General features: G+C 50.5%; 15 protein-coding genes. 1 reads left to right on the top strand and 14 read right to left on the bottom strand.

Annotated features, from left to right (window positions below; all coding sequences use genetic code 11):
- Nucleotides 1-2: 2 nt before the first annotated feature.
- Nucleotides 3-2,234, bottom strand: coding sequence for an EAL domain-containing protein (locus ACX1C1_RS13310; RefSeq protein WP_458952681.1), 2,232 nt, complete (start codon nucleotides 2,232-2,234; stop codon nucleotides 3-5).
- Nucleotides 2,235-2,592: 358 nt separating this feature from the next.
- Between ACX1C1_RS13310 and ACX1C1_RS13305 the strand changes: the two genes are divergently transcribed.
- Nucleotides 2,593-4,176: a histidine kinase N-terminal 7TM domain-containing diguanylate cyclase gene (locus ACX1C1_RS13305; protein ID WP_458957549.1), complete on the top strand. Its 1,584-nt coding sequence runs from the start codon at nucleotides 2,593-2,595 to the stop codon at nucleotides 4,174-4,176.
- Nucleotides 4,177-4,217: 41 nt separating this feature from the next.
- On the opposite strand, the gene ACX1C1_RS13300 is transcribed toward ACX1C1_RS13305, so the two are convergent.
- The 13 genes from ACX1C1_RS13300 to ACX1C1_RS13240 all read right to left on the bottom strand — a co-directional run bounded on the left by ACX1C1_RS13300 (nucleotide 4,218) and on the right by ACX1C1_RS13240 (nucleotide 26,239).
- Nucleotides 4,218-5,000, bottom strand: coding sequence for a sporulation protein (locus ACX1C1_RS13300; protein ID WP_458957548.1), 783 nt, complete (start codon nucleotides 4,998-5,000; stop codon nucleotides 4,218-4,220).
- A 139-nt stretch (nucleotides 5,001-5,139) separates the two neighbouring features.
- The gene (locus ACX1C1_RS13295) at nucleotides 5,140-5,697 is read right to left on the bottom strand and encodes an NUDIX domain-containing protein (RefSeq protein ID WP_458957547.1); all 558 of its coding nucleotides are present in this window, start codon (nucleotides 5,695-5,697) and stop codon (nucleotides 5,140-5,142) included.
- A gap of 39 nt (nucleotides 5,698-5,736) precedes the next feature.
- Complete coding sequence (locus ACX1C1_RS13290) at nucleotides 5,737-7,611, bottom strand: ABC transporter ATP-binding protein (RefSeq protein ID WP_458957546.1); 1,875 nt, start codon at nucleotides 7,609-7,611, stop codon at nucleotides 5,737-5,739.
- Entirely contained in the window at nucleotides 7,601-9,337 is a 1,737-nt protein-coding gene (locus tag ACX1C1_RS13285) for an ABC transporter ATP-binding protein (RefSeq protein WP_458957545.1), read from the bottom strand. The genes ACX1C1_RS13290 and ACX1C1_RS13285 overlap by 11 nt, the downstream gene beginning before the upstream one ends.
- A 5-nt stretch (nucleotides 9,338-9,342) precedes the next feature.
- Complete coding sequence (locus tag ACX1C1_RS13280; RefSeq protein ID WP_458957544.1) at nucleotides 9,343-9,780, bottom strand: MarR family winged helix-turn-helix transcriptional regulator; 438 nt, start codon at nucleotides 9,778-9,780, stop codon at nucleotides 9,343-9,345.
- Between the two features lie 768 nt (nucleotides 9,781-10,548).
- Nucleotides 10,549-13,845 (bottom strand): UvrD-helicase domain-containing protein, encoded by a 3,297-nt coding sequence (locus tag ACX1C1_RS13275; protein ID WP_458957543.1) that lies wholly within the window; start codon nucleotides 13,843-13,845, stop codon nucleotides 10,549-10,551.
- Nucleotides 13,838-16,804 (bottom strand): PD-(D/E)XK nuclease family protein, encoded by a 2,967-nt coding sequence (locus tag ACX1C1_RS13270; RefSeq protein ID WP_458957542.1) that lies wholly within the window; start codon nucleotides 16,802-16,804, stop codon nucleotides 13,838-13,840. The genes ACX1C1_RS13275 and ACX1C1_RS13270 overlap by 8 nt, the downstream gene beginning before the upstream one ends.
- A 288-nt stretch (nucleotides 16,805-17,092) precedes the next feature.
- Nucleotides 17,093-17,968 carry an SWIM zinc finger family protein gene (locus ACX1C1_RS13265; protein WP_458957541.1) on the bottom strand — a complete coding sequence of 292 codons (876 nt, stop codon included), beginning with the start codon at nucleotides 17,966-17,968 and terminating at the stop codon, nucleotides 17,093-17,095.
- A gap of 23 nt (nucleotides 17,969-17,991) precedes the next feature.
- A complete protein-coding gene (locus ACX1C1_RS13260) occupies nucleotides 17,992-20,688 on the bottom strand; it encodes a DEAD/DEAH box helicase (RefSeq protein WP_458957540.1) in 2,697 nt (898 codons plus the stop codon).
- A gap of 202 nt (nucleotides 20,689-20,890) precedes the next feature.
- A complete protein-coding gene (locus ACX1C1_RS13255; RefSeq protein ID WP_458957539.1) occupies nucleotides 20,891-21,460 on the bottom strand; it encodes a Uma2 family endonuclease in 570 nt (189 codons plus the stop codon).
- Between the two features lie 334 nt (nucleotides 21,461-21,794).
- Nucleotides 21,795-22,532, bottom strand: coding sequence for a stalk domain-containing protein (locus tag ACX1C1_RS13250; protein WP_458957538.1), 738 nt, complete (start codon nucleotides 22,530-22,532; stop codon nucleotides 21,795-21,797).
- Between the two features lie 247 nt (nucleotides 22,533-22,779).
- Nucleotides 22,780-23,814 (bottom strand): 5-methylcytosine-specific restriction endonuclease system specificity protein McrC, encoded by a 1,035-nt coding sequence (gene mcrC / locus ACX1C1_RS13245; RefSeq protein WP_458957537.1) that lies wholly within the window; start codon nucleotides 23,812-23,814, stop codon nucleotides 22,780-22,782.
- Nucleotides 23,807-26,239, bottom strand: coding sequence for an AAA family ATPase (locus ACX1C1_RS13240; RefSeq protein ID WP_458957536.1), 2,433 nt, complete (start codon nucleotides 26,237-26,239; stop codon nucleotides 23,807-23,809). The genes mcrC and ACX1C1_RS13240 overlap by 8 nt, the downstream gene beginning before the upstream one ends.
- Nucleotides 26,240-26,277 lie beyond the last annotated feature (38 nt).

The raw sequence follows: 26,277 nt of genomic DNA, 5'->3' as shown, positions 1-26,277 counted from the left end.
CATTACTTGTATTGGCCGTACGGCTGTAAAATAACTTCTAACTGATCTGCGGGCAAAGGTCGATGGAAGTAGTAGCCCTGTACCTCCCTGCATCTCAACCGCTTCAAGTAATTGAGCTGATCCTCCGTCTCCACGCCTTCCGCGATGACATCGATGCCCAAGTTATAGGCCATCGCTATAATTGTAGAAACAATGTCTGCGTCGATGGAGTCCGTCATAATATCTCGCACGAAGGACTGATCAATCTTGAGGCGGTTGATAGAGAACAGCTTCAAATAATACAAATTGCTGTAACCCGTGCCGAAATCATCGATACAAACATGGATGCCAAGCTTCTTGAGCTCTCCCAATACTTCAATCGTAAACTCGACATCCATTGTCATCGATTCCGTGATCTCAAGCTCTAACAGCTCCGGATCCAATTCCGTTTCCTGGAGTATTCTCTTGACGGTTTCGACAAGGTCGGGCTTCAAGAATTGACGTGTCGACAGATTGACGGATATCTTCATCGGCGGTACGCCTTGATCAATCCATAGCTTGTTCTGCTTGCAAGCCGTTCGCAGCACCCACTCGCCGATAGGAACAATCAATCCCGTCTCCTCGGCGATCGGGATAAACTTGGAAGGCGGCACCAGACCTAACGTGGGGTGATCCCACCGAATTAATGCCTCCGTACCGATGATATGGCCAGTCTCTAGCTCAATTTGCGGTTGATAATGCAAGACAAACTCATTATTCTGAAGCGCCTTTCGAATCGAATTCTCCAGAGTGAGCTGCTCTAGCCCGATACCGCTCTTGACCGCTTTATACATGGCGTAATTATTTTTCCCGCCGTCCTTGGCCAGGTACATCGCAATATCTGCGCGTTTCATCAGCGTTTCCGCATCCGTGCCATCTTGCGGGGATATCGCAATACCGATACTCGCCGTTATGTAAAACTCGTAATCATCGATTTCGAAAGGCACCTCGAATGCCTTAATAATGTCATTGGCAACTCGAATGAGATCATCCTGGCTCTTCATATCCCGGACGACAATCGTAAATTCGTCTCCACCCATCCGAGCTACAAAATGTTTCTGTGCTCGGCAGCAGTTTTTGAGCCGCCCTGCTACCAGTTTAAGTAATGCATCGCCGTTGTTATGACCTAGATTGTCGTTTATCCGTTTAAAGCTGTCGAGATCCAAGAACATCAATCCGAACGGATTTCGATCGTCTTCTTGCGAATCCAGCAGCTTGGTTAGATGCTGTGTAAAAAACCTTCGGTTCGGCAGGCCGGTTAGGTCATCGTGGAATGCGAGATGATTAATTTGCTTCTCTGCTTTGGATCGTTCAGTGATATCACGGAATTGAGCAAAGGCGCCCATGATCGTCTCGTCCTGATCATAGATTGGGAAAGCGTCAAATAGACATACGAGCTTCTCGTCCTGAGCCTTTTGTTTAATACTGATTTCCATATCTTCGTAGTTGATGCCATAATGGAGCACTTCATTTATATATTGACTGATTTTCAGACCGACAATGGACTTGCTAAGCTCGTCCTGCTTCTTGAGATCCGTTATAAATTCGGCAAACTTGTTGTACTCCGTGATCTTGCCTTCTCGGTCCGTAATAATAATTCCGTTTCTTGTCGTTTCTATCACGACTTGGTTCAAGATGTGGAGTCTTCTATTTTGTTTCTTGAGCAGCAGCTCCCGCTCGATAGAATCCACCACCGTGCATAACATCGCGAGCAGGAACGGATTATGTTGATCGATTGCCGTCATAATGGTTATCGTTCCCAGCAAATTGCTTACATCCGTATGCTGGAAAGGAACCGAATAACATGCGCTATTTTCCAGAAAATGAAAATAGTGATCTCTACCGATTAATTGGAACGGCTCTCGATGATCCAACGCAAGATTAATGCTGTTCGTGCCAGCTTCCCGCTCTGTGAATGTAAGGCCTACTTTGATACCGGACTGGCTCACGATCGTTTTAATCGTTTCGTCCCCAGCCATCTCCAGGATGCAGCCATTCTCATCTGAAATCAGAATGAGGAGCGGCAAACCTTTCATTAATTCCAACATCTTATTAACGAAGAAATTAATGACGGACAATATTTCTTCGTACTCCATACGCTTGCCTGCTAATTCATAGTCGCTCAGCACAGCGGTAAACGCCGGAACAACCTCCGGATTGATGCCTAACTTCTTGCATCTGTCTTGCGATTCTCTCAGCCAAATCTCATTATTCACACTGACCCTCGCTTCCAACTCTCTAATCTCTATTGAGCTCATATACTCAGGAGTTGCCCCACTTTCAAACTTACAGTAAATTTACAACAAAAAATGTCAGCCCGAATGACTATTCTGAGTTAGTCGTTGTGGCTGACAAGTTGAGTGGGTTTGAAATAGAAATTTTTAGGTGACTTTCTTCTATTTTACTCCAGCACTCACCAACGTTCAACAGAAATATGCAGGAAAACGTTGCGTTTGACGTTTTTTTCATAAGTCGACACTAACCGTCATTATGCGTTGTTTTTTTTGACATAAACCGCGTGTCCTGTGATACCATGGTAGGATATGAATAGATTACGAATGGAGGATCTCCTTCATGCAATCGGATTTGACGCCATACATCGCATTAATTTCAACCTCGGGCGTGCTTAACACATTCCTTTGTCTTTATGTATTGTTCAAGCGACGAGAGTTTCCCGAGGCTCGTCTACTGGTATGGTGGACTGCGCTGCAGTCAATCTATATCTTCGCGTTCGCATTCGAGCTCGCCAGTGACACGATCGAGCAGATTATGCGTTGGGGCGTCATTGAATATATAGGCATCGCCTTTGCCCCGGTCGTCGGTCTGCTGCTCATCCTCCGGTATATTGATAAACGAATACCGGCTTGGGCAGCGAAAGCAATGTTCGTCATCCCCGTTATCACGTTTTTGCTGGTTGCAACCAATAACAGCCATCATCTTTTCTACAAAGATGTTTACCTCCGGTCAGATACGGTCACACCGATGGTCGATATTATTGTAGGCGAATGGTATATCGTTCATGGCGCATATACATTCGGCAGTTTGCTTGCTGGTGTTGTATTACTTCTGAGACAATTGATTTCTACCAAAAGAACGTTCCGCACTCAATTGCTCACGCTGCTCATCGGACAGAGCCTTCCAATGATTGGCGCCTTCTTATATTTGATCGGCGTTACGCCTTATGGCATGGATCCCGTACCCTTTATTCTCAGCATCACCTCCGCTCTGTATATCTGGGCTATCCTGTCTACGAGATTGCTGATGATTGTGCCGATTGCCAAAGAAAACTTATTCGAGAGCATGAAGGAAGGCGTTATCGTACTGGATCGTTCAGGCAGACTCATTGATTTCAATAGAGCGGCATCCGGCATGATTCCGGCTTTGCGCAGAAGTCTGCTTGGCAAGCGGCTAGGCGATATCTGGGAGAATATGACCGGAGTCTCGTATCAAGGACTGCTTAAATCCGACACAGAAGAGACCATTCAAGAGCTGGAATGGGAAATTGGCGGCGTAACCTCCATTTATCAGGCGAGGATCTCCACCATACGTGGGCGAGGGGGCGGCGCTATCGGCGATCTGCTCATGCTCATCGATGTCACGGAACAGAAACGGCTCGAAGAACAGCTGCGCACATTGGCCTATTATGATGGTCTTACAGGCATCTACAATCGCGCCCAATTCATAATTCGGGCCAAGGAACAGCTCGAGCTCGCAGCATTACGTGAGCAACCTGCTTCCGTCATCATGTTTGATATCGATCATTTCAAATCGTTTAACGATACGTATGGTCATGAAACCGGGGATGAAGTACTGCGTCATGTGGCAGCAATATGTCAGAAGGTACTTAAGCCTGATATGTTATTCGCTCGTTATGGCGGCGAGGAGTTCGTATTGGCCATCCGCGATGTCTCGATGGAGCAAACCGCTGCTCTGGCAGAACGACTGAGGGAAGCACTCTCAGGCTCACCACTCCAGTCGCCTAACAGAGACAGCTTGACGGTAACCGCGAGCTTCGGTGTAGCATCCACTTCAGCATTTACAACTGGTTCAACAAGTCTCGAAGCTTTATTAAGAGACGCGGATGAGGCCTTATATCAAGCCAAACGCAGCGGACGCAACCGCGTCTGCCTGCATGAAGAAGCCGTCAGAACCCCATGAGGTTCTGACGGCTTGTTTGTCATCCTATGAACGTTGATAGCTTAGTGAGCGTAACGTGCGATTACGTTGTTAAGCAGCGAAGTGACATAAGGAACGCCTTGAGCGAGATCAGAATCTCGAACGACAACTTTGACAAACGACTCATCCATGTCCATCGCTTCGGCGAACATACCGAACACACTGGTGGCGCGACGGTCAATCTGCAGCAGCAGCTCCAGCTCGTTGCCGCGATTGCGCAGGAATACGAGCTCCAGCTCATCGAGACGACCGCGGTAAGCACCAGAATAAGGTACAAATTCGAATTCTTGCACGAACGGAGACGAATCGCCGAGTCTTGGCGCATACACCGTCTCTGCTTCTCGAAGCTTGAAGCCTAACGAATCGATCGCTTGAAGAACAACTTGCATGGCTGGCGTCGGAGTTACTTCGATTCGGTCATTGTCTGTAGGATCGACTGCCGAACGAATATCCGCCGTTGTTTTGATCCATACTGGCGTTCTGCCGATAGAAAGCGGCGTATTGGGAGCGAGATAGAAGCTGAAGCCAATCTCCCTGTTCTCATTCGCGCGTACAGTTATCGGTGGAGAGACGCGCACCTTGCCGAGCTCCAGGTTTTGTTGCATCTTGCTATCGTTCACTTCTTTGATGTAATAAGTCATGATGGACAAATCAATGCCTTCAATTTGTTGCTCGACCGATCCGCCGAAGATCCGAACCACACCGCGCACTTCTTCCCCTGGACTGTAGGACGTACGCTCGAGCAATGTATCTACCTTCGCCGCGCCAATTCCCACACTTGCCATCATTCGATTAAATAAGGACATTTGAAACACACTCCTTCGCGTTATTAACCATGTAGTACGATACTCGGAGAAAAAGGTATCGCATTCATATTAACAAATTTTTACGTAGCGCGGGAGAAACAAGAACTAAACATTAAGGGATCGCGCGGACTTTGACACATTACACCCGGAACAAACCAAGTCCATTCAGTGGAACGACTGGCTCGACGTCCTTAATCAATCCTTGCGATTGCCCACGAAAAGCAACGTCAGCCAGCCATCTCGTGAACGGCGCAACATTCATCTCCGCCATTTCCTCCTGGCTGAAGAACCCGGCGGCATCAACCTCGATATTGTCCGGTTTCGGCTCGCCCCCTACATAATCCATCGAGAACGCGATGTAGACGTTGTGAATACTCCTCGGCTGGTCGCGCAGCGCGGCTACGCCTGTGACGACAGCTTCAATGCCGCTTTCCTCCATGACTTCGCGTACGATCGTCTCCTCGATTGGCTCCAGCTGTTCAATATATCCGCCGGGATTGGTCCAATACCCTTGTCCGGGATTTTGCGCCCTCCGAACAAGCAATAGCTTATCGTCCCTCTTGACCAGTGCGCCGACCCCGATGCTATAGCTGCCCCAGTGCACGAAGCTGCACGCCGTACAGGCAATTCTCGGCGTTCCATCGACTTCACGCAGCTCCATCCGTTGCCCGCAGGCAGAACAAAAATTCACTTCCACGTTTAACCCTACTCTCCATGTTGTATATTGCGATGCAGCCTATGTCTGCACATTCTTGAACTGTTGATCGAACATTCGGTAATATGCGCCTTGCTGCTTCATCAGCGATTCATGCGTCCCTTTTTCCTGCAGCAGCCCTTGGGCGACAACCGTGATGGAGTCCGCATCCCTAATCGTATTCAGCCTGTGAGCGATAATAAAAGTCGTACGGCCCTTCATCACCTTAAGCAGCGCTTCCTGAATATGCAGCTCCGTACGGGTATCGATGCTGCTGGTAGCTTCGTCGAGGATGAGAATCGAAGGCTCTGCCAAAATAACCCTTGCAATCGCAAGCAACTGGCGTTGCCCTTGACTTAAGTTGCCTCCGTTCTCGGTCAGCACTGTGTCATATCGATTCGGCAATCGCTGGATAAACGTATCTGCATTGGCCATTCGCGCCGCCGTCATGACCTCTTCGTCCGTCGCGTCCGGTTTGCCGTACAATATATTATCGCGAATCGTGCCGGAGAACAGATACGTCTCTTGCAGCACGATCCCGAAGGTTTGACGCAAACTTTCCCTCGTATACGACCGAATGTCCCTGCCGTCAATCAATATGCGTCCACCTGTCGGATCATAAAATCGTGTAAGCAGATTGACGATCGTGGTCTTGCCGGCGCCTGTCGGCCCGACGAGCGCCGTGCTGCTCTCACTTGGCGAATCAAAGCTGACGCCCCTCAGAATAGGAACGTCCGGACGATAGGAGAAACTCACGTTCTCGAATACGACATGCCCCTTTGGATGATGAAGTACGGACGCATCAGGAGAATCCGGTTCTTCCTCATCCTCGTCAAGCACTTCGAACACGCGCTCAGCGCCAGCAACACCAGAGAGCAAAACGTTGTAAATCTGAGCCATCTCGTTAAGCGGTCTTACGAATTGTCTCGAGTATCCTACAAAGCTTGCGATTAGCCCAACGGTAAGATGACCTTTGACTGCCATGATGCCTCCCACAATTGCAATTGTGGCAATGCCGATATTATTAATAACGCCTAACAGCGGCATTAGGAAGCCTGACCAGATTTGCGCTTTCAATGATACTTGCAGCAGCTTGCCGTTTACATCTTCGAATTGTTCGATCGATTTCCGTTCATGGTTGAACGCTTTGACAACTTGCAAACCAGTTATCGTCTCTTCAATGTGACCATTCAGCTTGCCGAGCATAACCTGCTGCTCTTTGAACAACACTCCGGTTCGACTGGTTACGAATTTCGCGAGCAGATAGACAAGTGGCACCGTGATCAAACTGGCTAACGTTAAGAGCGGACTCAAGATCAGCATCATCGTTAGAGAGCCGACGATACCGATGAATCCCGCCATAAGCTGTACTGTCGATTGTGATACGGTATTGCTGACATTGTCAATATCATTCGTGACTCGGCTCATCAATTCGCCATGCGGGCGCGAGTCGAAGAATCGGAGAGGCAGCTTTTGCAGCTTCCCGAACAGCGAGCCCCGCAGTCGTTTCACAACTCGTTGCGACAATCCGGCCATGAGCCAGCTTTGCAGGAACGATAACACGCCTTCGGCGGCATACGCCGCAACAAGCACGAGCAAGACGATCTCCAGCAGTCCGAAATTGACACCGCCGTCAACTGCCCCAGTCATCGCGTCAATCGCTCGCCCGATTAGATAGGGACCTGCTACAGCAAGGATGGAGCTTCCGATGACAAACGCGAAGATGATCAGCAGCAGCCTGCGCTCACTGCCGAAGTAACGCCACAGCCTCAGCATTGTCGCACCCATACGCTTCGGCTTTACCGGCTTTCTCCCTGCAGCACCGGCTCCGGGACGACCGATCCCCGGAATGGCCGGCGGCACACTGGTATCGCCGCTTCTTCCGTTTTTCCCATCACCGCTGGAATTAGTAGACATCCGACTTCAACTCCTTCCCAATCTGAGACCGGTAAATCTCCTGATACACCAGGCAGCGTTCGAGCAACGCCTCATGCTTGCCCATGTCCACGATTTTCCCTTGATCCATCACGATAATGTTGTCCGCGTCCATCACGGATGTAATCCGCTGGGCAATGAGCAGGCACGTCATGCCTTGCGCATACAGCTTTAGAGCAGACTTGATTCTAGCTTCCGTCGCCATATCTACCGCACTGGTGCAATCGTCTAGAATTAGAATCTCCGGTTTGCGGATCAGAGCTCTCGCAATGGAGATCCGCTGCTTCTGTCCGCCGGACAAATTGACACCTCGTTGCCCAAGCAAGGACTGATAGCCCTCCGGCAGACGCTCGATAAATTCATGCGCCTCAGCTAGTCTCGCCGCCTCCAACACCTCGTCCTCGGTTGCGTCTTCCTTGCCCCACCGAATATTTTCCATAATCGAACCTGTAAACAGCATCGTCTGCTGCGGAACAATCGCGATCCGCTCGCGCAACGACGCAGGATCCAGCTCACGAATATCAGTGTTATTCACCCTGATGACACCACGGCTCGAATCATAGAAACGTGGTATTAGCTCAACGAGACTGCTCTTGCCAGCACCTGTCGAGCCCACTATACCAATTGTTTCTCCGGGGTTAACCTTAAAGCTGACATCATCCAAGGCCGGGGCGGCAGCACCTTCCACATAGGAAAATGATACGCATCTGAATTCGATCTTCCCTTTCACATCCGCCCCCCACTGAACATCGTCGCGCCAAGTCATCTCGTTATCCTGACGGAACACTTCGCCGATCCGCTGAGCGGAGGCCTTGGCCCGGATAAACATCGTAAACACCATCGTCAGCATCATAAGCGCAAACAAGATTTGCGTCATATAGTTGACGAAAGCGACGAGATGGCCGACAGGCAGCAGATTACTATCGAGCCAACGCCCGCCTAACCACAACACGACGACAATACCGAAGTTAACCGTCAACATGATCGCCGGGTTAAAGATCGACATAGCCCTCATGGCGTTCGTCGAGCGTGCCCGCTGCTCTTCGTTCGATACCTCGAACCGTTCTTCCTCATAATCGAATCGATTAAACGCTTTAACCACACGAACGCCGGACAAATATTCGCGAACCGTCGTGTTCACCTTATCAAGCGACTTCTGCACATTCATGAACCGGGAGAAGCCGACGCGGATATTAAGCGCTACCAATACAATGACGATCGGCACCACAACGAACAAAATAATCGATAAATTCCAATTGAGCCGTACCGCCATAATCAATGCGCCGATGCCAAGAATAGGCGCTTTGATGAAGATGCGCATCATCCCGTTTATAAAGTTCTGTACCATCGTAACGTCGTTAGTCAGCCTAGTGACTAGCGATCCCCGGTCGAACTTGTTCATATTATCGAACGACAACGACCCAATCTTGGCGAACAGATCCGAACGAAGCTCTGCCCCAAACTTCTGTGAGACGTGGCTCGCCACGATATTGCGGATCGAAGCTGCGATCGCGCCCATCGCGGTGATAAGCAACATGAGCGCTCCTGTCCGCAAGACGTAATCCAGATCCTTCTCGGCAATCCCATTGTCGATGATATGCGCAAGCAGCGTCGGCATCATCAGATCCGCGCTTGCTTCGATTGCAACGAATAGAATCGCTAACAGAAAGCTTTTCCAATACTTTCTAATGTATCGACCGTAAGGCATCAGAGTTAATCTCCTTTTCTCGGCAAATGGGATGAAAGCTTCGCCATCAAAGAAAGCAACATTCGTTTCTCGTCTTCGTCAAAGTTGGCGAAGGGTTCTTCCAGCGACTCCAGCCAAGCCGCATCCATATTGGCGATTAGCTCTGCGCCTTCCGGCGTCAGCTTAACGATCTTCACTCTAGCATCCTCGGGGCTGCTCTCACGCGCGACATAATGCATCTTCTCAAGCCGATCAATCATCTGCGACATCGTGCTGGCCCTCACGTCCAGATGCTCCGCCAATTGCCCAATTGTACGCCCCGACTTGCATCGCAAGTGCCTCAGCAGCATCCACTGCACACGCGTCAACTCCACCTTGTTGCGATGAAACCCCTCCGAGCGCAAATACCGCTGAATACGCTGCATATGATCGACAAAATGCTCCAATACAACTCGATTGTCCACCGATTCTCCTCCCTCCATTGAAGCTCAATAATTGTATTATATAGCGAAACTAAATAAATTTGAATAAGGAGAATGGAATGTCTATCTGAAACCGCAAGGGACATCAAGACAGTGTTGGGATCGGACGCCGGGCGCGGGGGCGGGGCGGGCGCGGGGCGGGCGCGAGTATGAGCAAAATGCGGGAGGCAGCAAGGTTTCTAGAGGAAAAGTCATATGAATGCTGTATTTTGTACATCAATTCAACCACCTGCACCTCGAATTATGTAACAATCCTGCAATTTGTGCATCAATTTGTCTCGATGTACCACCACCCACTTACTCTGATCACAATAATCCTGCACACAATGCATCATTCTGTCGTTACTTGGCCACCAGCATAACTTATTCCTGCACCATTTACAGCATTCCATAGTCTAGCGGCAATAGTGAGCAAGGCACGGCGGAGCCACGGCGGAGCCACGGCGGTTTGACCCGATTTCGTTCACAATAACAACTGCTCAGCTTTATAACCTCAAATAGGCCAACCAGTAATCTCTGGTTGACCTAATCTAATAGTACGAGGAGACTGCAGAACAAGGAAGAAATGACTTCTGAGACTTCCCTCACAACATCTCCTTAGCAGCTACGTCGGCGCTTGCCATCGGTGCTTGTCATCGGCGCTTGTCACCGGCGCTTGCCACCGGCACTTGCCATCGGCACTTGCCATCGGCACTTGCCACCGGCGCTTGCCACCGGCGCTTGCCACCGGCTGCAGCCTTATGAAGCCTTCTACATTGCACTCAATTCCACATACTCCCCCGACTGGGCAAAATAAAGTCCCGCTTCCTTTACCGGATATCCGAACGTCGAGGTCCACTCCCCTGCATAGGCCATTACCTGCGGACGATAAAAATCAACAAAAGTGCCAAGCTTCCCTTCCGCCACGCTGTCCGTCTTAAAGTCGACGATCACCCAGCCATCCTCCTCCTCGAACAAAAAGTCGAGAACGCCTCGCAATAACACCGGCTCGCCGCCAATTGCCGACTCCTTGCGAATCATAACCGGCACCTCGAACAGCCTACGCTTCGCCCTCAAGCTGCGCTGCCACAGCTCACTCGCCAGCAAGTCGCGAACGATCGAGACAGCCGCTCCGATGTGATCGGCGTGTAACCCTTCCTCTAGCGCCAACATCCGAACGGCATCCTCCAGCCGTTCCTCAGCCAAGCGGCCCTTGCCTGCCAGCTCAATCGCACGATGCACGACGCTGCCGAAAGCAAGCCCTTTGCCGGTTGCGCCCCAATCCGGAGCATCGCCCTCGCCCTTCGTCTGCCCCGTCACCGAAGCGAGGCTGTAGCTAGGCGTCTTTAGGCGCTCCAGCTTTGCCGCAAGCGCAGCCTTTGCCGCCTGCAACTCAGGCGCCGCAAGCTTCGACTCTTGCAATGCCCATGTCCCCGGCTCCGGTACGTCAAGCTCGCGCAGCAGCTCCATGCCGTCCACGAGCGAAGTCCAAGGACATTTGGCCGGCTGCTCGGGATAAAGACTTACAACCAGCACTTGTTTTGGACGTGTGGCAGCGACATACAGCAGACGCTCCTTCTCGGCATTCGCGAACAATCGCTCCCGCTCGTTCATCGCTTCCCAACCCGCAGGCTGCGCGACGATCTCTCTCTTAAATTCTCCAACGTTCCGGCTAATTGTGAAATAGCCCTTCGCCGTTTCACCAGAACGGTCGATGTATGAGTCCGCATCATGATCGGATTCTCCGCAAGGACAAGCGAGAAAAACGACAGGCGCTTCAAGCCCCTTCGCCTTGTGCAGATTCATGATACGAACCGCTCCGCTGCCTCCTGCATACAAGCTGGATGTCTCCATCCCCCGGTCCGCAAGCATCTCCTCGATCGCCCGGCATAAAGCCGGCCAACTGCTGGCAGCGCGCACGTCGCTCTGAAGCAGCTGCAGCATCCGAACGAGTGTGCCCGCTCGGATCGCGCCCGCGGTGAGCGTTGATACATACGGCAGCAAGCCGAGCTCATCTACGATACGCACGAAGGCGGCTATAGCGCTGGATGATCCGCGCACCCAATCTCGGTATGTTCGAATCCGCATAAGGGCTCTCTGGACGGGCAGCGCCTCATCGGGACATTCCTCCGGAGCAGCAATACCATACAGCCCAATCCGTCCAATCGATTCGTTATAGACATACAAAGCCCGATCGCTGACCCCAAACAGCAAGCCGCGAAGCACGCCTAGCAGCGCAGGAGAATCCGCAGGATCATCCAGATAACGAACTAGCTGCCACAGCGCCAATTGCTCCTCGTACAAAGTGAGACTGCCTGACGTATCCGACGGCACGCCGAGCTGATCCAGCTGCTCCGCATATAGATGAATGAATTCACGCGTTTTCGTCAAAATGAGAAAATCACTCGGAACCGCCTGCCTGTTGCCACCATCGCGATCCTCGATGCGAATGCCGCTCTTGCCGTCGCCACCTCCGCAAGCCCAAGCAATATACGCCGCTATCCGCTCCGCATCCAACTGCGCGACGGCCGCTTTGCCGCCAGGCATCTTGGGATATGGCAGCGCGTAGACGCCATGCGGCGTTCGGCGCCCTCCAGTCGGGCTCGCAGCCCTTGTCTCCATCAGCACGAACGCAGCTTGCTGCTCCGTCTCCTCCGGCGGCAGCTTGCCGACGAATTGCCCGTTCACGAAGTCGCCGATCGACTGCACCGACCGGAAATTCGCGCTCAGTCGCAGCACCGCCCCGCATGCCGCAATTCGCGACTTGACTTCGTTATAAATTGATATATCCGCGCGCCGGAAGCGATAAATTGATTGCTTTGGATCTCCCACGACAAACAGCGAGCCTGGCCTCGGTGTCAGCTTGCGCCAATCGCGCACATGCGTATCACCGCTCTCGCTTGTCGATTCGCCCGTTAATAGAAACATCAGCTCAGCCTGGATAGGGTCCGTATCCTGAAATTCGTCGACCAAGAGCCTCGTATATCGCCTTGCGAAGTAAGTCCGAACCTCCAAGTTCTCCCTGACCAGCTTCGCTGCTTCCATCAGCAGATCCTGAAAGTTTAGCCGGCCCGCTGCAGAACGACGGTCACGGCAATACACGATGGCGGGTCTGACGAAGCCGATCAGCTTGGGATACAGATACTCCCGCCACTCCCTGAGAAATGGAGCAAGCACATCTCGCTGCCATTCGGGGAACCGCTTTTTCATCTCGCCGGCGAGCTCCCTCGAGGTCCAGCGGTTCAGCGTCACGTCCAGCTTTCGGTCAAAATCCTTCGCGAGCTCCAGCATTCGCATGTCATCACCAGCGTTCATATACTTCAGCTTCATCAGACTGTGCCGCACGAGCTTTTGAACAGCATCCCAGCCGCCGGCTGGCTCTGACTGAGGAATATAAGGAGCAGCTGCTTCGAGCAGCGGTAGCAGCGTGACCCGAATACGCTCGAAATCCGGCTTGTTTCCAGGCTCGGCCGCGATCTCGACATCCTCGAAGGCTGATACTCTATCGTAGACATCTCTCAGCGTATTGACGTCAACACCGAGACCGAACAGCTCATCTAGCTGCTCCTGCAGCGATCCGTCGAGCCTCCCCATATATTCGTCCCAGATTAACGCCCGAAACGCCCTATCCCCTTCCTCGTCCAGTTCTTCGAAAGAAGGGTCAAGCTCCGCTTCCAGCGGACGCTCCCGCAGCAATGAGCCGCAGAAGGAGTGAATGGTGCCTATGAACAGCAAATCCAAATTCGCGAGCGCGTCTGCAAGAAGCCGCCCGCGCTCATCCCCTTCCTCCTCGTTCGATAACGAATCGGATACATTGCGTGAAGCCTTTTCTAACGCCAAACGGAACCGCTCTTTCATCTCATCCGCCGCTTTATTAGTAAAGGTGATCGCGGCGATTTCGTGCACAGGAACTCCTGACAGAATCAAACCCATCAGTCTGCCGACGAGACTTGTCGTCTTTCCGGAACCGGCTCCCGCTTCTACAAGCAAGGTTGTGCCAAGATCCGTCAGTATTCGCTCACGGTCCGGCTGGTCGGCCAGCTCAATCATCACTTCGCGTTTAGCCAATGCTCTCCACCTCCAACAACGTTCTCAGAAGCTCTGCATTGTCCGTATGCTCCCGCTTCTCTGCCATTCTCTCCGCATGCGGTCCGCATACGGTCTTGTAATCGCACCATCTGCATTGCCCGATATCTGCCGCTGGAAGATAGAGTCCCTGTGTCTTAGCGTCCATCAGCCCCTTCACGGCAGCCGCGACCTCCTCGCGCCGATTCTGTACCCTGCGCACGTACTCGCCTCTCCCCTTCACAGTCGGGAAGCTATAATCAGCCTCTACCACCTCTGCATAAGGATCATAACCGGACCTTCTCAACCATTGCTCTGCCGCGATCGCATAAACCGCATGCTGCAGCTGCGTTCCCCCGGCCAAATATTCCGAAGGCTTATACTTGCTTGGACTCCCCGTTTTATAATCGATAATTCGGTACTTATGCGGTCCGATCTCATCAATACGGTCGATAAAACCTCTCAGCCTAAGTATTGTTCCATTCGTGAGCACCACGTCCAGCGGCTCGCCGTTCTCCTCCTTCAGCTCCAGCTCGAATAAGATCGGGCGCGCTCCATTTACGGATTCCGTATAATAGAAGACATCCGCATCCCGCCTCAGCTCCTCCTCTTCCTTTAAGAGGACATGCGCGCTAGGCGCTGGTATGCTTGCTGCATATTCCGCGATGACTGTTTCCAGCAGACCGTTAAGCATGCTTCGATCATGCGCTGCTGGCTTAGTGCCAGCCCCCGTCACCGCTTCCATATACCGCCTAAACACATCGTGGAGCAACGTGCCTCTCGTATTGGGCTGCAGCCACCTGCTCCGATCGTACTCAGTCGTCTCCTTGGGACGAAGCTTAAGCACATGGGCAAAATAATATCGAAGACCACATCCCGCGAATTGCTCCAGCCGGCTGACGCTCACATGACGTTCGATCTCCAGGCTGATGCTGCCCGAATCCGAGCTCAGACTCGCTCCTCCTGTCTGAGCGGCTATGCCGCCTCCAAGCAACCAGCCGTCATACGCGGAGAGCGCATCCGCATCACGCTTTAGCTCTGCCCGCCATCCGCTCCCCAGATGTGGATAGCTCTCCCGCAATCGCCAGTGTCCGGCGGCTCGTTGTCCGCCAGCCTTCGCTAGCCATCTAGCCCAGACATCGATGCCGTCCAGCATCATACGGCTGCCCTTCTCTTGTGCTCCTTGCTCCGGCGCAACCAGCTCGGCAGCCCGCGTTGCATCCATAACGCCGTAAGGCTCGCCTAACGAGCCGGCCAGCGCGCCAAAGTCCAGCTTATCGTCGCCTGCTTGGATACGGAACATCTGCAGCATCTCAAACGCTGCGCTCTTGCTCTTTTGCTCGCCTGCATCATAAGAAGAATAGCTTACCCATACCTCACCGCGCAGGAGTGCAATTCGAGAATCCCGCTCCGCTCTGATCGCCCGCGCCAATGCGCTTCTCGGCTTCAGATCTGCAGACAATCGCTCGCGCTCCTCATCAAGCAACACGGGGTCTTGTTTCGCCGAGACGCTCCATGCACGCTCATCCATGCCGGCAATCCACGTGAGCGGCCTTCCGCTCCAACCGCCGTCCGCAAGCGAGCTCACATGAATCGCCCCCGGCTTCGGCGTTGGCGAAACATAGATCCGAATACCTTCCAGCATGCCTCGCACATAACGAAGCGCCAGCTCCTTCGTCATTGAAGCTTCCGGAACAAACGCATGCCGCGCCGCTAAATCCCGCAAGGACAACAGTAACGCTTGATCACCTGCGGAACGTCTAACGACATATTCCTCCATCAACCTTGCTAACCAGTTCAGAACCTCAATCGGCTGCCACTCGTCAGCACCGTCAGACGGCAGTCCGCCCAGCCAGTTGGTCGCATGGTGATGTAGCGCTTCTCCCTGCTCCCGATCCTCATCGCCATATTTGTCCGGCCCCAGCAACGTCAAGTAACGCTCTCTCCCCCAGCCAATGCCGGATCGCTCCAGCAGCCAGATCCAGGAGCTTTGCGTATATCGGTCGTCCGCAATGACCATCCGACCATGTCGAAGCAACTCTGTCAGCTTGGATACCGAATAACCGTCCTCGATCCAATCCATCAGACCGACAGCTGCCTGCCCGGCTGAACAGTAATATAGCGGCAAGCCGCCCGTCAGCGTACAGGAGATGCCAAGCTCCTCCGCTTGAGAGGCAATGTACGGTGCATAGCTTTCATAGTCCGACAGAATAATCTCCGTCCGATCCGCCGAGTCCGAGCCTCCCGCCAGCCTGCGGAAGCCCTCACGCACCTCAGCCATGACACCGGAAGCGGAGAATAATTGGAAGCTGTTTTTGGCGAATATGGGATTCTCGCCGAAAGCCGTCTCCGCTTCCACGCGGATCAGCCTTTCGCCGGCAAGCTTCTCAACCAATCGTTGTTCGACTTGCGACCAGTTTGTCGGCTCCAGCGCCACATACCAGGAGTCATCGTGATCCGACTCTACATAAGGAAGCAGCCCCGCCATATCCGCCAAGCTTTGCTCCGACAAATACGACTCATATCGGGCCAGCAGCTCCTTCATGTATGCCGTCTTCTCCCTGCTCGCAAAGGCATCTTCCTGCAGCTCAGTTGACGTTACTCCTGCCAATCGCAGCTCGACTATCGCCCGGTGAACGCCTTCTGCGAGGCCTGGTTTCACAACGTCTGCGCCTACATAGCCGTTTGGCTGCTCTGTCGCAAGCTCCTCCATCAGCTTCCTTGTTACCCAGAACATCTGTCTATCATCGCAATAGGAGACTCCTCCAAGGAACAGGCCGAGCTTAGCTCTTCCCATCATCAGTCCGCGTATCGTCTCGACTTCTACGTTCAAGACATTTCCATAGCTTGCGCACATTCTCTCCAGCAGCTGCTGTCCTTGCGCATACGACCCTGCCACAAGCAACTTCGGCTTAAGCGGCTCTTCGTTTAGCTTTGCATACAATCGATTTATCAGATCCATGGGCTAGACCGTCACCTCGTCCTCAGCAGAATTGGAAAATAGTCACTCTTATTCTAGCATCTGAGTACCGTCTGTCGCATTCTGATTTTCTAAATACCAGTATAAATGGTGAGCGCGACAACTGGTTGTCAGGGAATGTACGTTCGGTATGAAACAAAAAATTATTACCTGTTGTGAATGTACAAACGGTATACGAGAACGGCGGCGGCACCTTCCTCATCCCGTACTTAAGTAAATACAATGAGAAGAAGCCATCCGTCCTTGTTAGGGGGGATGGCTTTCCAATTGTTACAATCTCCTGCGGCTTTTCTTGGTCGCGCCATCCTCAGTCTTAACCGGCTCGACAACTGACTTGTTCTTCGGCGGTCTGCCTCGGCGAGGTTTGATCGGCTCGTTCCCGGCCTCAGGTATCTCCATTGACGTCTCAACATCACCCATGTCCAGCTCAATTCCGAAGGTTTGACCGAGATCGCCGTCATCCATGACTTGGCGACCTCGCCGCCCACCCTTGCCGAGCATAGCTTGAGACTGCGCGGCAAGCGATGCCGAAATCAGCTCTTCCATCTTCACATTGCGAAGCTGGAAGAACAACGCTGAGTCATGATCGAATCGAGCGCCGATGCCGTACAGTACGGCTGCAACATGCTTGCACATCACCGCATAATCCGGGCAGCTGCAGCTGAAGCGAATTTCTTTGGGCGAAGGAAACAAACCCGCTCCTTTTGTCGTGAACAGCTCAGACAATCCGGATGGAAACTTGCCTCCAGCCAGCTCCTGCAGCGAGCTTATTCGGCCGGAACAGGCCTTGACAATCTGCTGCCATACGGTATCGCTCAGCAAGGTAACTGTAATTTCTACCTTGTAGGGCTTCGAAGAGCTGCCCTGAACAAGCGCTTCGACCTTGCCGCTGCCGATCTGCAAATCGAGCACCGAACCGTGACGCACATAACTGCGCCCCCTGTCGATCCGATTGCTGTAATCCGCATAGCTTTCCAAATTAGTGCACCACGCCTTGCCCCACCAAGTGGTTGCAATGGTACGGCCTTTAATGACAACAGGCCAAACTTTGTTGTCTTTTTTCTTCAGCTTCTCTGCTGCCGCAGCTGCTCTGCGCTTCTTCTCCGCTACGGGCACATATTCAGGGAAATCGTTATAGAACCTCAACTATTTATCGCACCTCCCGCTATCTATTCCGCCAGCTTCATCAAATCCATCAACCCGTCATTATCCATTTCCGTTATCCAGCTTTCCTGAATATCCGGTACGATCTCCTGAGATAGACGAACCTTATCCTCAATGATTTGATCGATTTTCTCTTCCAACGTTCCTTGCGTGATAAACTTGTGGACAATGACATTACGCTGCTGCCCAATTCGGAAAGCTCTGTCTGTCGCCTGATTCTCAACTGCCGGATTCCACCATCTGTCGAAATGGACCACATGATTGGCTGCCGTCAAGTTCAGACCGACACCGCCAGCTTTAATGGACAGCACCATAAACGGCACGTATTCCTTGCCCTGAAAAGCCTCCACAAGCTCTTGCCGCTTGCCAACAGGCGTTTCTCCATGGAGAACCAGCCCCTTGTGCTGGAATATCCCTTCCAGATAGGACCTTAGCGCCTCTGTCACTTCCTTGAACTGGGTAAAAATAAGAACGCGCTCCCGCTTCTCATAGATCGTCTCGCAAATTTCACGCAGCCGCGCAAACTTGCCGCTATCCGGCTCAGCATACACCTGCTGCCCCAAATATTGATCCGGGTGGTTGCATATTTGCTTGAACTTCATTAACGCCGCAAGCACCAACCCTTTGCGCTGAATGCCTTCCTCTGCAGACAGCAACTTCTCCTGCAGCTCCTTGACAAGCTTATTGTATAACACGACCTGCTTCTTCGTAAGCGTCGCATACGTCTTCATCTCGATTTTGTCCGGTAGATCGGTAATAATCGTTCGATCTGTCTTTAGCCGCCGCAGAATGAACGGGTTTACCGTCTGACGCAGCCTGCCATAGCCGTCCGCGGTGTCACGAAGCCCGCGCGTGAAATCGCCAAATTCTTTGACCGTTCCCAGCAGTCCTTTGTTGAGAAAATCAAACAGCGACCACAAATCACCCAGCCTGTTCTCAATTGGCGTACCTGTCATCGCTATACGATAGGAGGCCTCGATTTGCTTGACTAGCTTTGTCTGCTTCGTTCCCGGATTTTTAATCGCTTGCGCTTCGTCGAGAATAAGCATGTCCCAAACCTGTTCTCTCAGCCAATCATATTTGGCCAGCATCCCGTAAGTCGTAATGACGAGCTGATGCCTCACATCAAGCGCATCCTCTTGTGTGATCCTTTTGTTGGCTGAGGGATGGCACACGTAATAATTGAGAGACGGGGCAAATTTGTCGATCTCCCTCATCCAGTTGCCAATGAGCGAGGCCGGAACGACCAGAAAGGCGCGCTCTTGACGCACACTGCGAATGTAATTGAGCAGCGCGATAATCTGGATTGTTTTGCCGAGACCCATATCGTCTGCTAGACAAGCGCCCAGACCCAATGTCTTCATCATATGCAGCCAGCTTACGCCGCGCTCCTGATAAGCGCGCAAGCTTGCCTGGAAATCCTCGCCCGTCGAGCCGAGCGCTTCAATCGCATTCGGCTGTCGCAGCTTGTCCATCACCGTCTCCAGCCATTGCCCGTTTGTAACCTCGACCTTAACGTTATCCGAATCCACTTTCAGCACGCGTTCCGCACTCATATGAAGCTTCATAGCCTCGACAATACTTAAACCAGATCCATCTGCTGCTTGCTTGGCCCGTTCGTAAGCATCCAACGCTTGTTGCAGACGCTTGTGGTTCACCTCTACCCACTTTCCCTTAATCAGCGCAAGGCCTTCCTGCTCGTCAAGCAATTGCCTCAGCTCCGCAGCAGAAACTGCTTCATCCCCCAGCCATAGATCGGCATCGAAGCTCAGCAACGCGTCTGTCCCGAGCCGAGATGGCTGCTTCTCTCCAACGCTGACATTCACCTTTAGCGAGTTGGATTTGCTGCGCCACCATTTGGGAATCCGGCATAACACGCCTGCATCCTCATAGAGCGATACTTCACGCAGGAACACATACGCCTCCTCGGAGGAGAGCCCGATCGGGTAGAAAATATCACCAGACTCCACAAGATCGCTGATCAGCTCACTTTGCTCTGCCGCCCGATGTACGGTTGCAAGAAGCTCCAGCAGCTTGGAGCTGTTCTCTCCGTATTCCACCAGTGCCTGCTTGAGCGGCAGATGTCTTGTCTTGCCCGCTACTTGCTGCTCTGCCGCATAGGTAGACATGAAGGAAAAGGGGAATTCACTCCCTTCCTTACTCTCTACGAGGTGGAAGTAAACACGACCTGCAGGCTGGAAAGTAGTCCCGCTATCTGCGAACCATTGCGCCATGCTGCCGTTATGTCTGCTCACGCTTGCCTCAAAAGCTCTATGCAAGCTGCTCCACAGCTCTTCTATAAAGCTATGATTCAAAAATTGTGCTCCAATAAGGAATGGGGCGTCTGCCAGCCACTCCCGAACGTCCTCCTCTTCAAGGGGAAGGACCGCAGCGCCGCGCTGTCCTTCCAATTCAGGGTGGCGAGCCATCCCTTTCACAAATACTGTCCCAATCCGCTGTAAGAATCGCAACGACTCCGACAATGTCTCGTTCTGCCATTTCAAGGCAAGCTCTAGCAGAAAAGCTTCCGAATCGCTGCGAAACAGCTTGTACAGCTCGGCCAGATGCGTCCGACCCGCATCCTCGGTCTCTGTCTGCTGCAGCTCCTCCTGCCAATCCAGCTCATACTGCCCGTCCGGCAGCAGAACCGCAATAAGCTCCCCCCGGGGCGAATCGACAACAGCAGTACTTTGCTGCTCCATTGCTCTCACTCCTCGTTCGCTCGCAGCCGATACGCGGCCGCTATTATTTGTTTATTTTCACACATTGGTAGTCGGGATTCAATAACATCTGATTGGCAACAAAAAAAAAGGAGCCGGGTGAAGGCTCCCTGGGTTGCTCGAAAATGACTTATAACAGCAGAGTGTCAGGAATCGGACTCCCTTTCGAATCGGCTTAAGTGATTTAGGCTTCAAGATTAAACAACTTGCTCAGTGATAGTTGAAACTCCTCTAGTACATTCGAGCGTACATGATCTTGCTCTGTATATAAATCCCGCACCTGAAATATGCCGTCCTTTAGGCCATACACGTGGATGGTGCGATTTCCGGGATCGACGATCCAATATTCCTGCACGCCATACTTTTGATAAAGATTGAATTTCTCATTAAAATCCTTCAGCGCTGAGGAAGGTGATAACACTTCGATGATCAATGTTGGTGCACCATGACAGCCATTCTTGGAGATCTGATTCTTGGAGCAAACCACCGACAAGTCCGGCTGTATGACATGATCAGGCATATCATATTGCTCACTCTCACTGAAGAACACATCAAACGGCGCAACCATCACATAGCAGCTCTGGTTCTGCAGGTGTGTTCTGAGCGCAAAATGTAGCTCTCCAACAATGAACTGATGAAGGGCAGTAGGGGCAGGCGACACGTTATATGCCTTACCGTTAATTAATTCCCACGCTCCGTCCCATGACAGCCAATCTTGATACGTGTGATGCTTCTTCTCATCCGGACTCGACACTTGGATTTACCTCCTTCTGTATACTTGTGAAATTATGGTTATGTGTACATGGATTATAACACGAATCACGATGTGTTCTCAGGATCGAGTCATTATTCTATTGAACCTGCCATTTCAAAGAATCTTTAGATGGCTCTTCATTGAAGAAAGTGTCTCCGCCATACTCCAAACAATATGCAACTTTATCTTTCGTCGATTTAAATGTGTATGTTCTAGTAATACTCTCTGTTGGCATTAATTCACCAAAGAAACCATATTGAGCTTGAGATTCACCATTTTCAAAATGTAGTTTGAATGTCCCTTCAGGGACAGCTTTATTTGTATTATTATTCTGTTACACATAAGTTACACTATATTCATAGAAACCGCCTTTATCGATCACATTGGTTTCTTTTACTGTAACTGTCATTCCGTGATCGGAGATATATGCCTTATTTAATTCAAGATATTCAAGTTGTACATTTAATTGATATTCTTTCACTTTCATACTTGCCTCGATGAAAATAGATTCTCTAATATAAGATCTACCGTTATAAACAAAGCCGTCCGCTGCAGCAGAATATTGATTATTTACTTTTGCTTGAATATCTGTCTTATTAAATTTCAAGACTTTTGAAGCGTCATTCCAAGTTACATCAAGATTATATTTTTCAGAACCTGCCCGAATCGGTAAATAGATTACACCCAAATATTCGATTGCTGTTGCATCGGAATTTACAAGATAACCATTTAGAATCTTGGGATTAAATATAGGTGTATTTACAACAGATGTATCATCAACAAGCGGGGCCGGTTCCTGAGCTGAATCCAGTGAGGATTCTATCTCTACTCTCCTCAATTCGCTATTCCATGACACTCCAGCTTTCAAAAGATCTCCTACCGCTTTAAGCGGTACATATGTACTTCCTTCATAGTTCAATACAGGCAGATCATTATTCTTGAATTCTTGACCACCGACGTAGATAGGATACGAAGCTCTCGTTAAAATGAACTCCTTCACAGATTCTGCAAACACTGTCGACGACATAGCAAGTATAAAGCCAATTAGTATTCCTGTGATTATCTTCTTCATTGCGATAACACACTCCCCACGTTTTTAATACACTTTCGAATCACCATCCATTTATATTTATACTAATTTATGGAGTTCGCAAAGTGTGTCGAAACTAGGCTGGACACTTAAACCATATGAAAAGACGACTCAATGAGTCGTCAATGTGATTCATTTTTCATCCAATTAGTTAATTCTACCTGCAGCTTGACGAGGGAATATAAATATATAGGAACCTGCCCCACTCGTAGTTTTCTTGAATATCCATTCATTGCAATACTCTCTCTACAATTCGATGCAGTTGAGTCTTGATCCCATCAAAATCTTGATTCAAGTCTAGCGTCCGAACGTGAATAGAATTGCCGCCTAAGCTATACACGTAATCAGGCACGATCTCCTCATTCGTCTTCGCATAGAGCAGTAGACCACTCACTTTGCCTGTCCGTTGAACATCTCTGTTCTTCACATAGGCGAACATTTGATACATGTTGTTCGAATGAATGGTTCGGGTGTCGTACTGTGTGTTCACCTGCATCATTCTTCCGTAATACTTCGTATCGATAATAAGCGTCTTGCCTTGATATTCAATCGTAATATCGGACTTCATGGCCGGAAGGAAATCGCCGAAGCCATCATCAATCATCCAATGGATATGCGCGGCGGACACTCGGAATTGCGAATAATGCTTTCGATAAAACTCTCGTACGAATTTCTCGTACAACCGATGCATGTGCTGATCGTCAACGTATTGTGCCAGCTTGCCGGAGGAGCCGTCTTGCTTCATGAGCAACCCCTTCACGGTTAGAAAACAGATATGAATGAGCATCCGATAAGCGGCGTTATGGCGATGATAACGAATACTCCCCCACTGGATACGGAGAGGATCAATAGAATCCACGCCCGTAAAATAAATCATTAGCTTCTTCAGCGATTTTTTGTACTTAACCGCCACTTCCGAAGACTTCATCAGCAGCATGGCTGTAGATTTCAGAATCTGATTCAGCAGAATATTTTCCGAGAATTGATCTCGCTCGCATATCAACTGCTTCTTCAGCCAGGTCTGCTCCTTCATCGTTGCTGTGACGTGAATCTTGCCCGCCGGCGTACTCAATGCTTCCGTATGTTCGATATAATGTCTGCCAAGCCCGCGCTTCACTTGAATCGATATGCCGTGTACAAGAATAGCCGCGAACAAGTCCGCTGTATGCTCGAATGTCTCTGATGCCAACTTGGCGTAGCCATCTTCCCGTAACGATTCGAACGCGTAAGCAAGCATGTAATACACATTCCGAATGTTAATCATTTAGCACTCCGAGCAGCCGCTTCGACCAAAAAGCGACCTTGTCTGCCTCATCGAACCAATATTCGTTTAGTAATGGAATAAGCTCATAGTGAATGACCGATTCCAACCACTCATCTGTAGCTTCTTCACTCGTGCACAAGTAGCTGTGACCGATTCTGAACCCTTGACCTAGTGATTCGTCCGTTGAAATGACATGGTTCAGTTCTTTCACCTGCTTGACGAGTGCTTCCAGCTTCGGAAGACTTTGTTCTACCAGCATCGATTGGAATCCATCCGAATCGAGGGCCGGCTCGATCTCATAGAATGCGAATCGTCTTCTTAACGCATAATCGATCATGGCCAGACTCCGATCCGCCGTATTCATCATGCCGATAATATGCACATTGCTCGGGACATCGAAGTATTCATCCTGGTACAAGAGACGAAGCGACTGTCCTCGCTTGTCCTTCTCGATCAGCATTAATAACTCGCCGAAGATTTTGCTCAGATTCCCCCGGTTGATCTCATCAATAATGAAGTAGTAATCCCGCTCATCATCCTCAGAAGCTTTTTTGCAAAATTGATAGAACGGTCCTGTACGCAGCTCGAAGCCATCATTCGTCGGCCGATAGCCCATAATGAAATCCTCATAGCTGTAGCTTTGATGAAATTGCACCATCATTATTCGACTGTCATCGCATTCTCCCATCATGGCATAAGCAAGCCGTTTGGCTGCAAATGTCTTGCCTACTCCTGGCGCACCTTGCAGGATGAGGTTTTTCTTCATCTTGAGCAGTCGGTTCAGCTTCAGGTATTGATCGTAGTCCATGAATACTTCACTTAAGAAATCTTCCTCTGAATATGGAGGATACTCCGGTTCAACAATTACTTCCTCTGGCTCGTCCACTTGATACAATTCTTCAAACTTCATAACCACTTCTTTGTACGCTGAGATATCAGTCAATGTTTTTTGCGGATTCTGCATAGGAGAGTCCATCTCTTCCGCATGTGTCCATCGTATCCGGCGAATATGTCGATAAGAATCTCTCGAGTCATCGAATTGATATTCAGACTCGACTACACCTCTGCCGATCACCTTCCGGTTACCTTTCTTCACAAATACAAGATCGCCAACTTCTACTTCATTCGCGAATTGCCATGTCGCATGACCATCATTCCGAAATGATTTCTCACTTCCATATATCTCTTTCATCTTTTCTCGCATAGTAGCTTTGTTCGGATACTGTCTTAAGTCGCCCATTTCGTCCCAGCCAATGCCCATAATACCTTCCCGATAGAATGTCTCCCATTCCGAGGATTGGCTGCCTGGCGCGTATATCCAGACTCGTCTCTCGCTCTGCTTTGGTACACTTTGCTCCCGTCGTTCCTTGTGATGCTGTGCCCACCTGCGGAAGATATCTGCTGCGATGTTTTCATTCATAGGTTCCGTCATACCTTTATCGGACAGCTTCCAGACTCCTCGTTCTTCTTTTTTTAAATATCCATCATATGTCAAATAATTCCTAGCGAAAGCAACCTCACTATCGAACTTTTTGCCGTTCATTTTGCCTCTTCTTTCTTCAACAACCTCATCCGGCAGCTCTTCATCTTCAATGATTTGTTGTCTGACTTGCTCTGGGCTTCCTTGGCCGCCTAATTGTTTCAGGGCCGATAGGATCGGCTCAAACCACTTCAAGAAGCTGGCGTTGGACGTTTGGCCGCCTTGCCACGCTTCATGCGATAACTCTGGAAAGGAGGACGGGGTGTCTTGCTCACGTATCATAGAAGAACAAAACTCAATAATAGCAAGATATTCCCTGGCTTCAGGCAATTGCCGAATCCCCGACACCGTTCTCAGTTGATCTGCCCACGGATTGCGATCCCCTAACAGATACTCACGGTTCCGAGCATCTAGATTCAAATACGATTTCGGTCTAATCCAATAGAGTCCCATCGTGATATTCCACTTCACGCCAAGCTGCCCTAGCACCTTATCATAGGCAGAAATGAATTGTTCCTGATACGTTGAACTGCGCTCATTGTCTGCGTAGGCGATTGCAACCTCGAATAATTCCCACAAATGCTGAATATCATTCGTTCCTCGATCCTGTTTGTACCCGAAAAACCAGGATTTCATATTGTTCAGCACTGGCACGCCTTCAAAGCTGTCTGGAATGTCAGCCTGAACACCTATTCTGGCTCCAAGCTCCCTCATAATCGTCTTGCGGTTGTCATCCGTAATTCCTTTATTAAACGTACCATATACCGTAAACGGGCAAATATCATCCCCAGGCGATCCACTATCCATGAATGGATAGTTCATTCCGATCTTTTCGTATACGTCCAGAAGAATCGCAATAAGCTCTTGGCGCTTGTGCTTATAGGGCAGCAATCGATTGGCGAACTCCATATAAAAGGGGATCCATTGGTAGGTTCCTGAGATCATGTTAAGTAGTGCTCCTTTTCACTCATCTATGTGTGATA

It is taken from the genome of Paenibacillus sp. strain BS8-2 (assembly GCF_054483835.1).
Note: the sequence above shows the minus strand (reverse complement) of the source record. Positions and strands in the feature narration are given on the sequence as shown.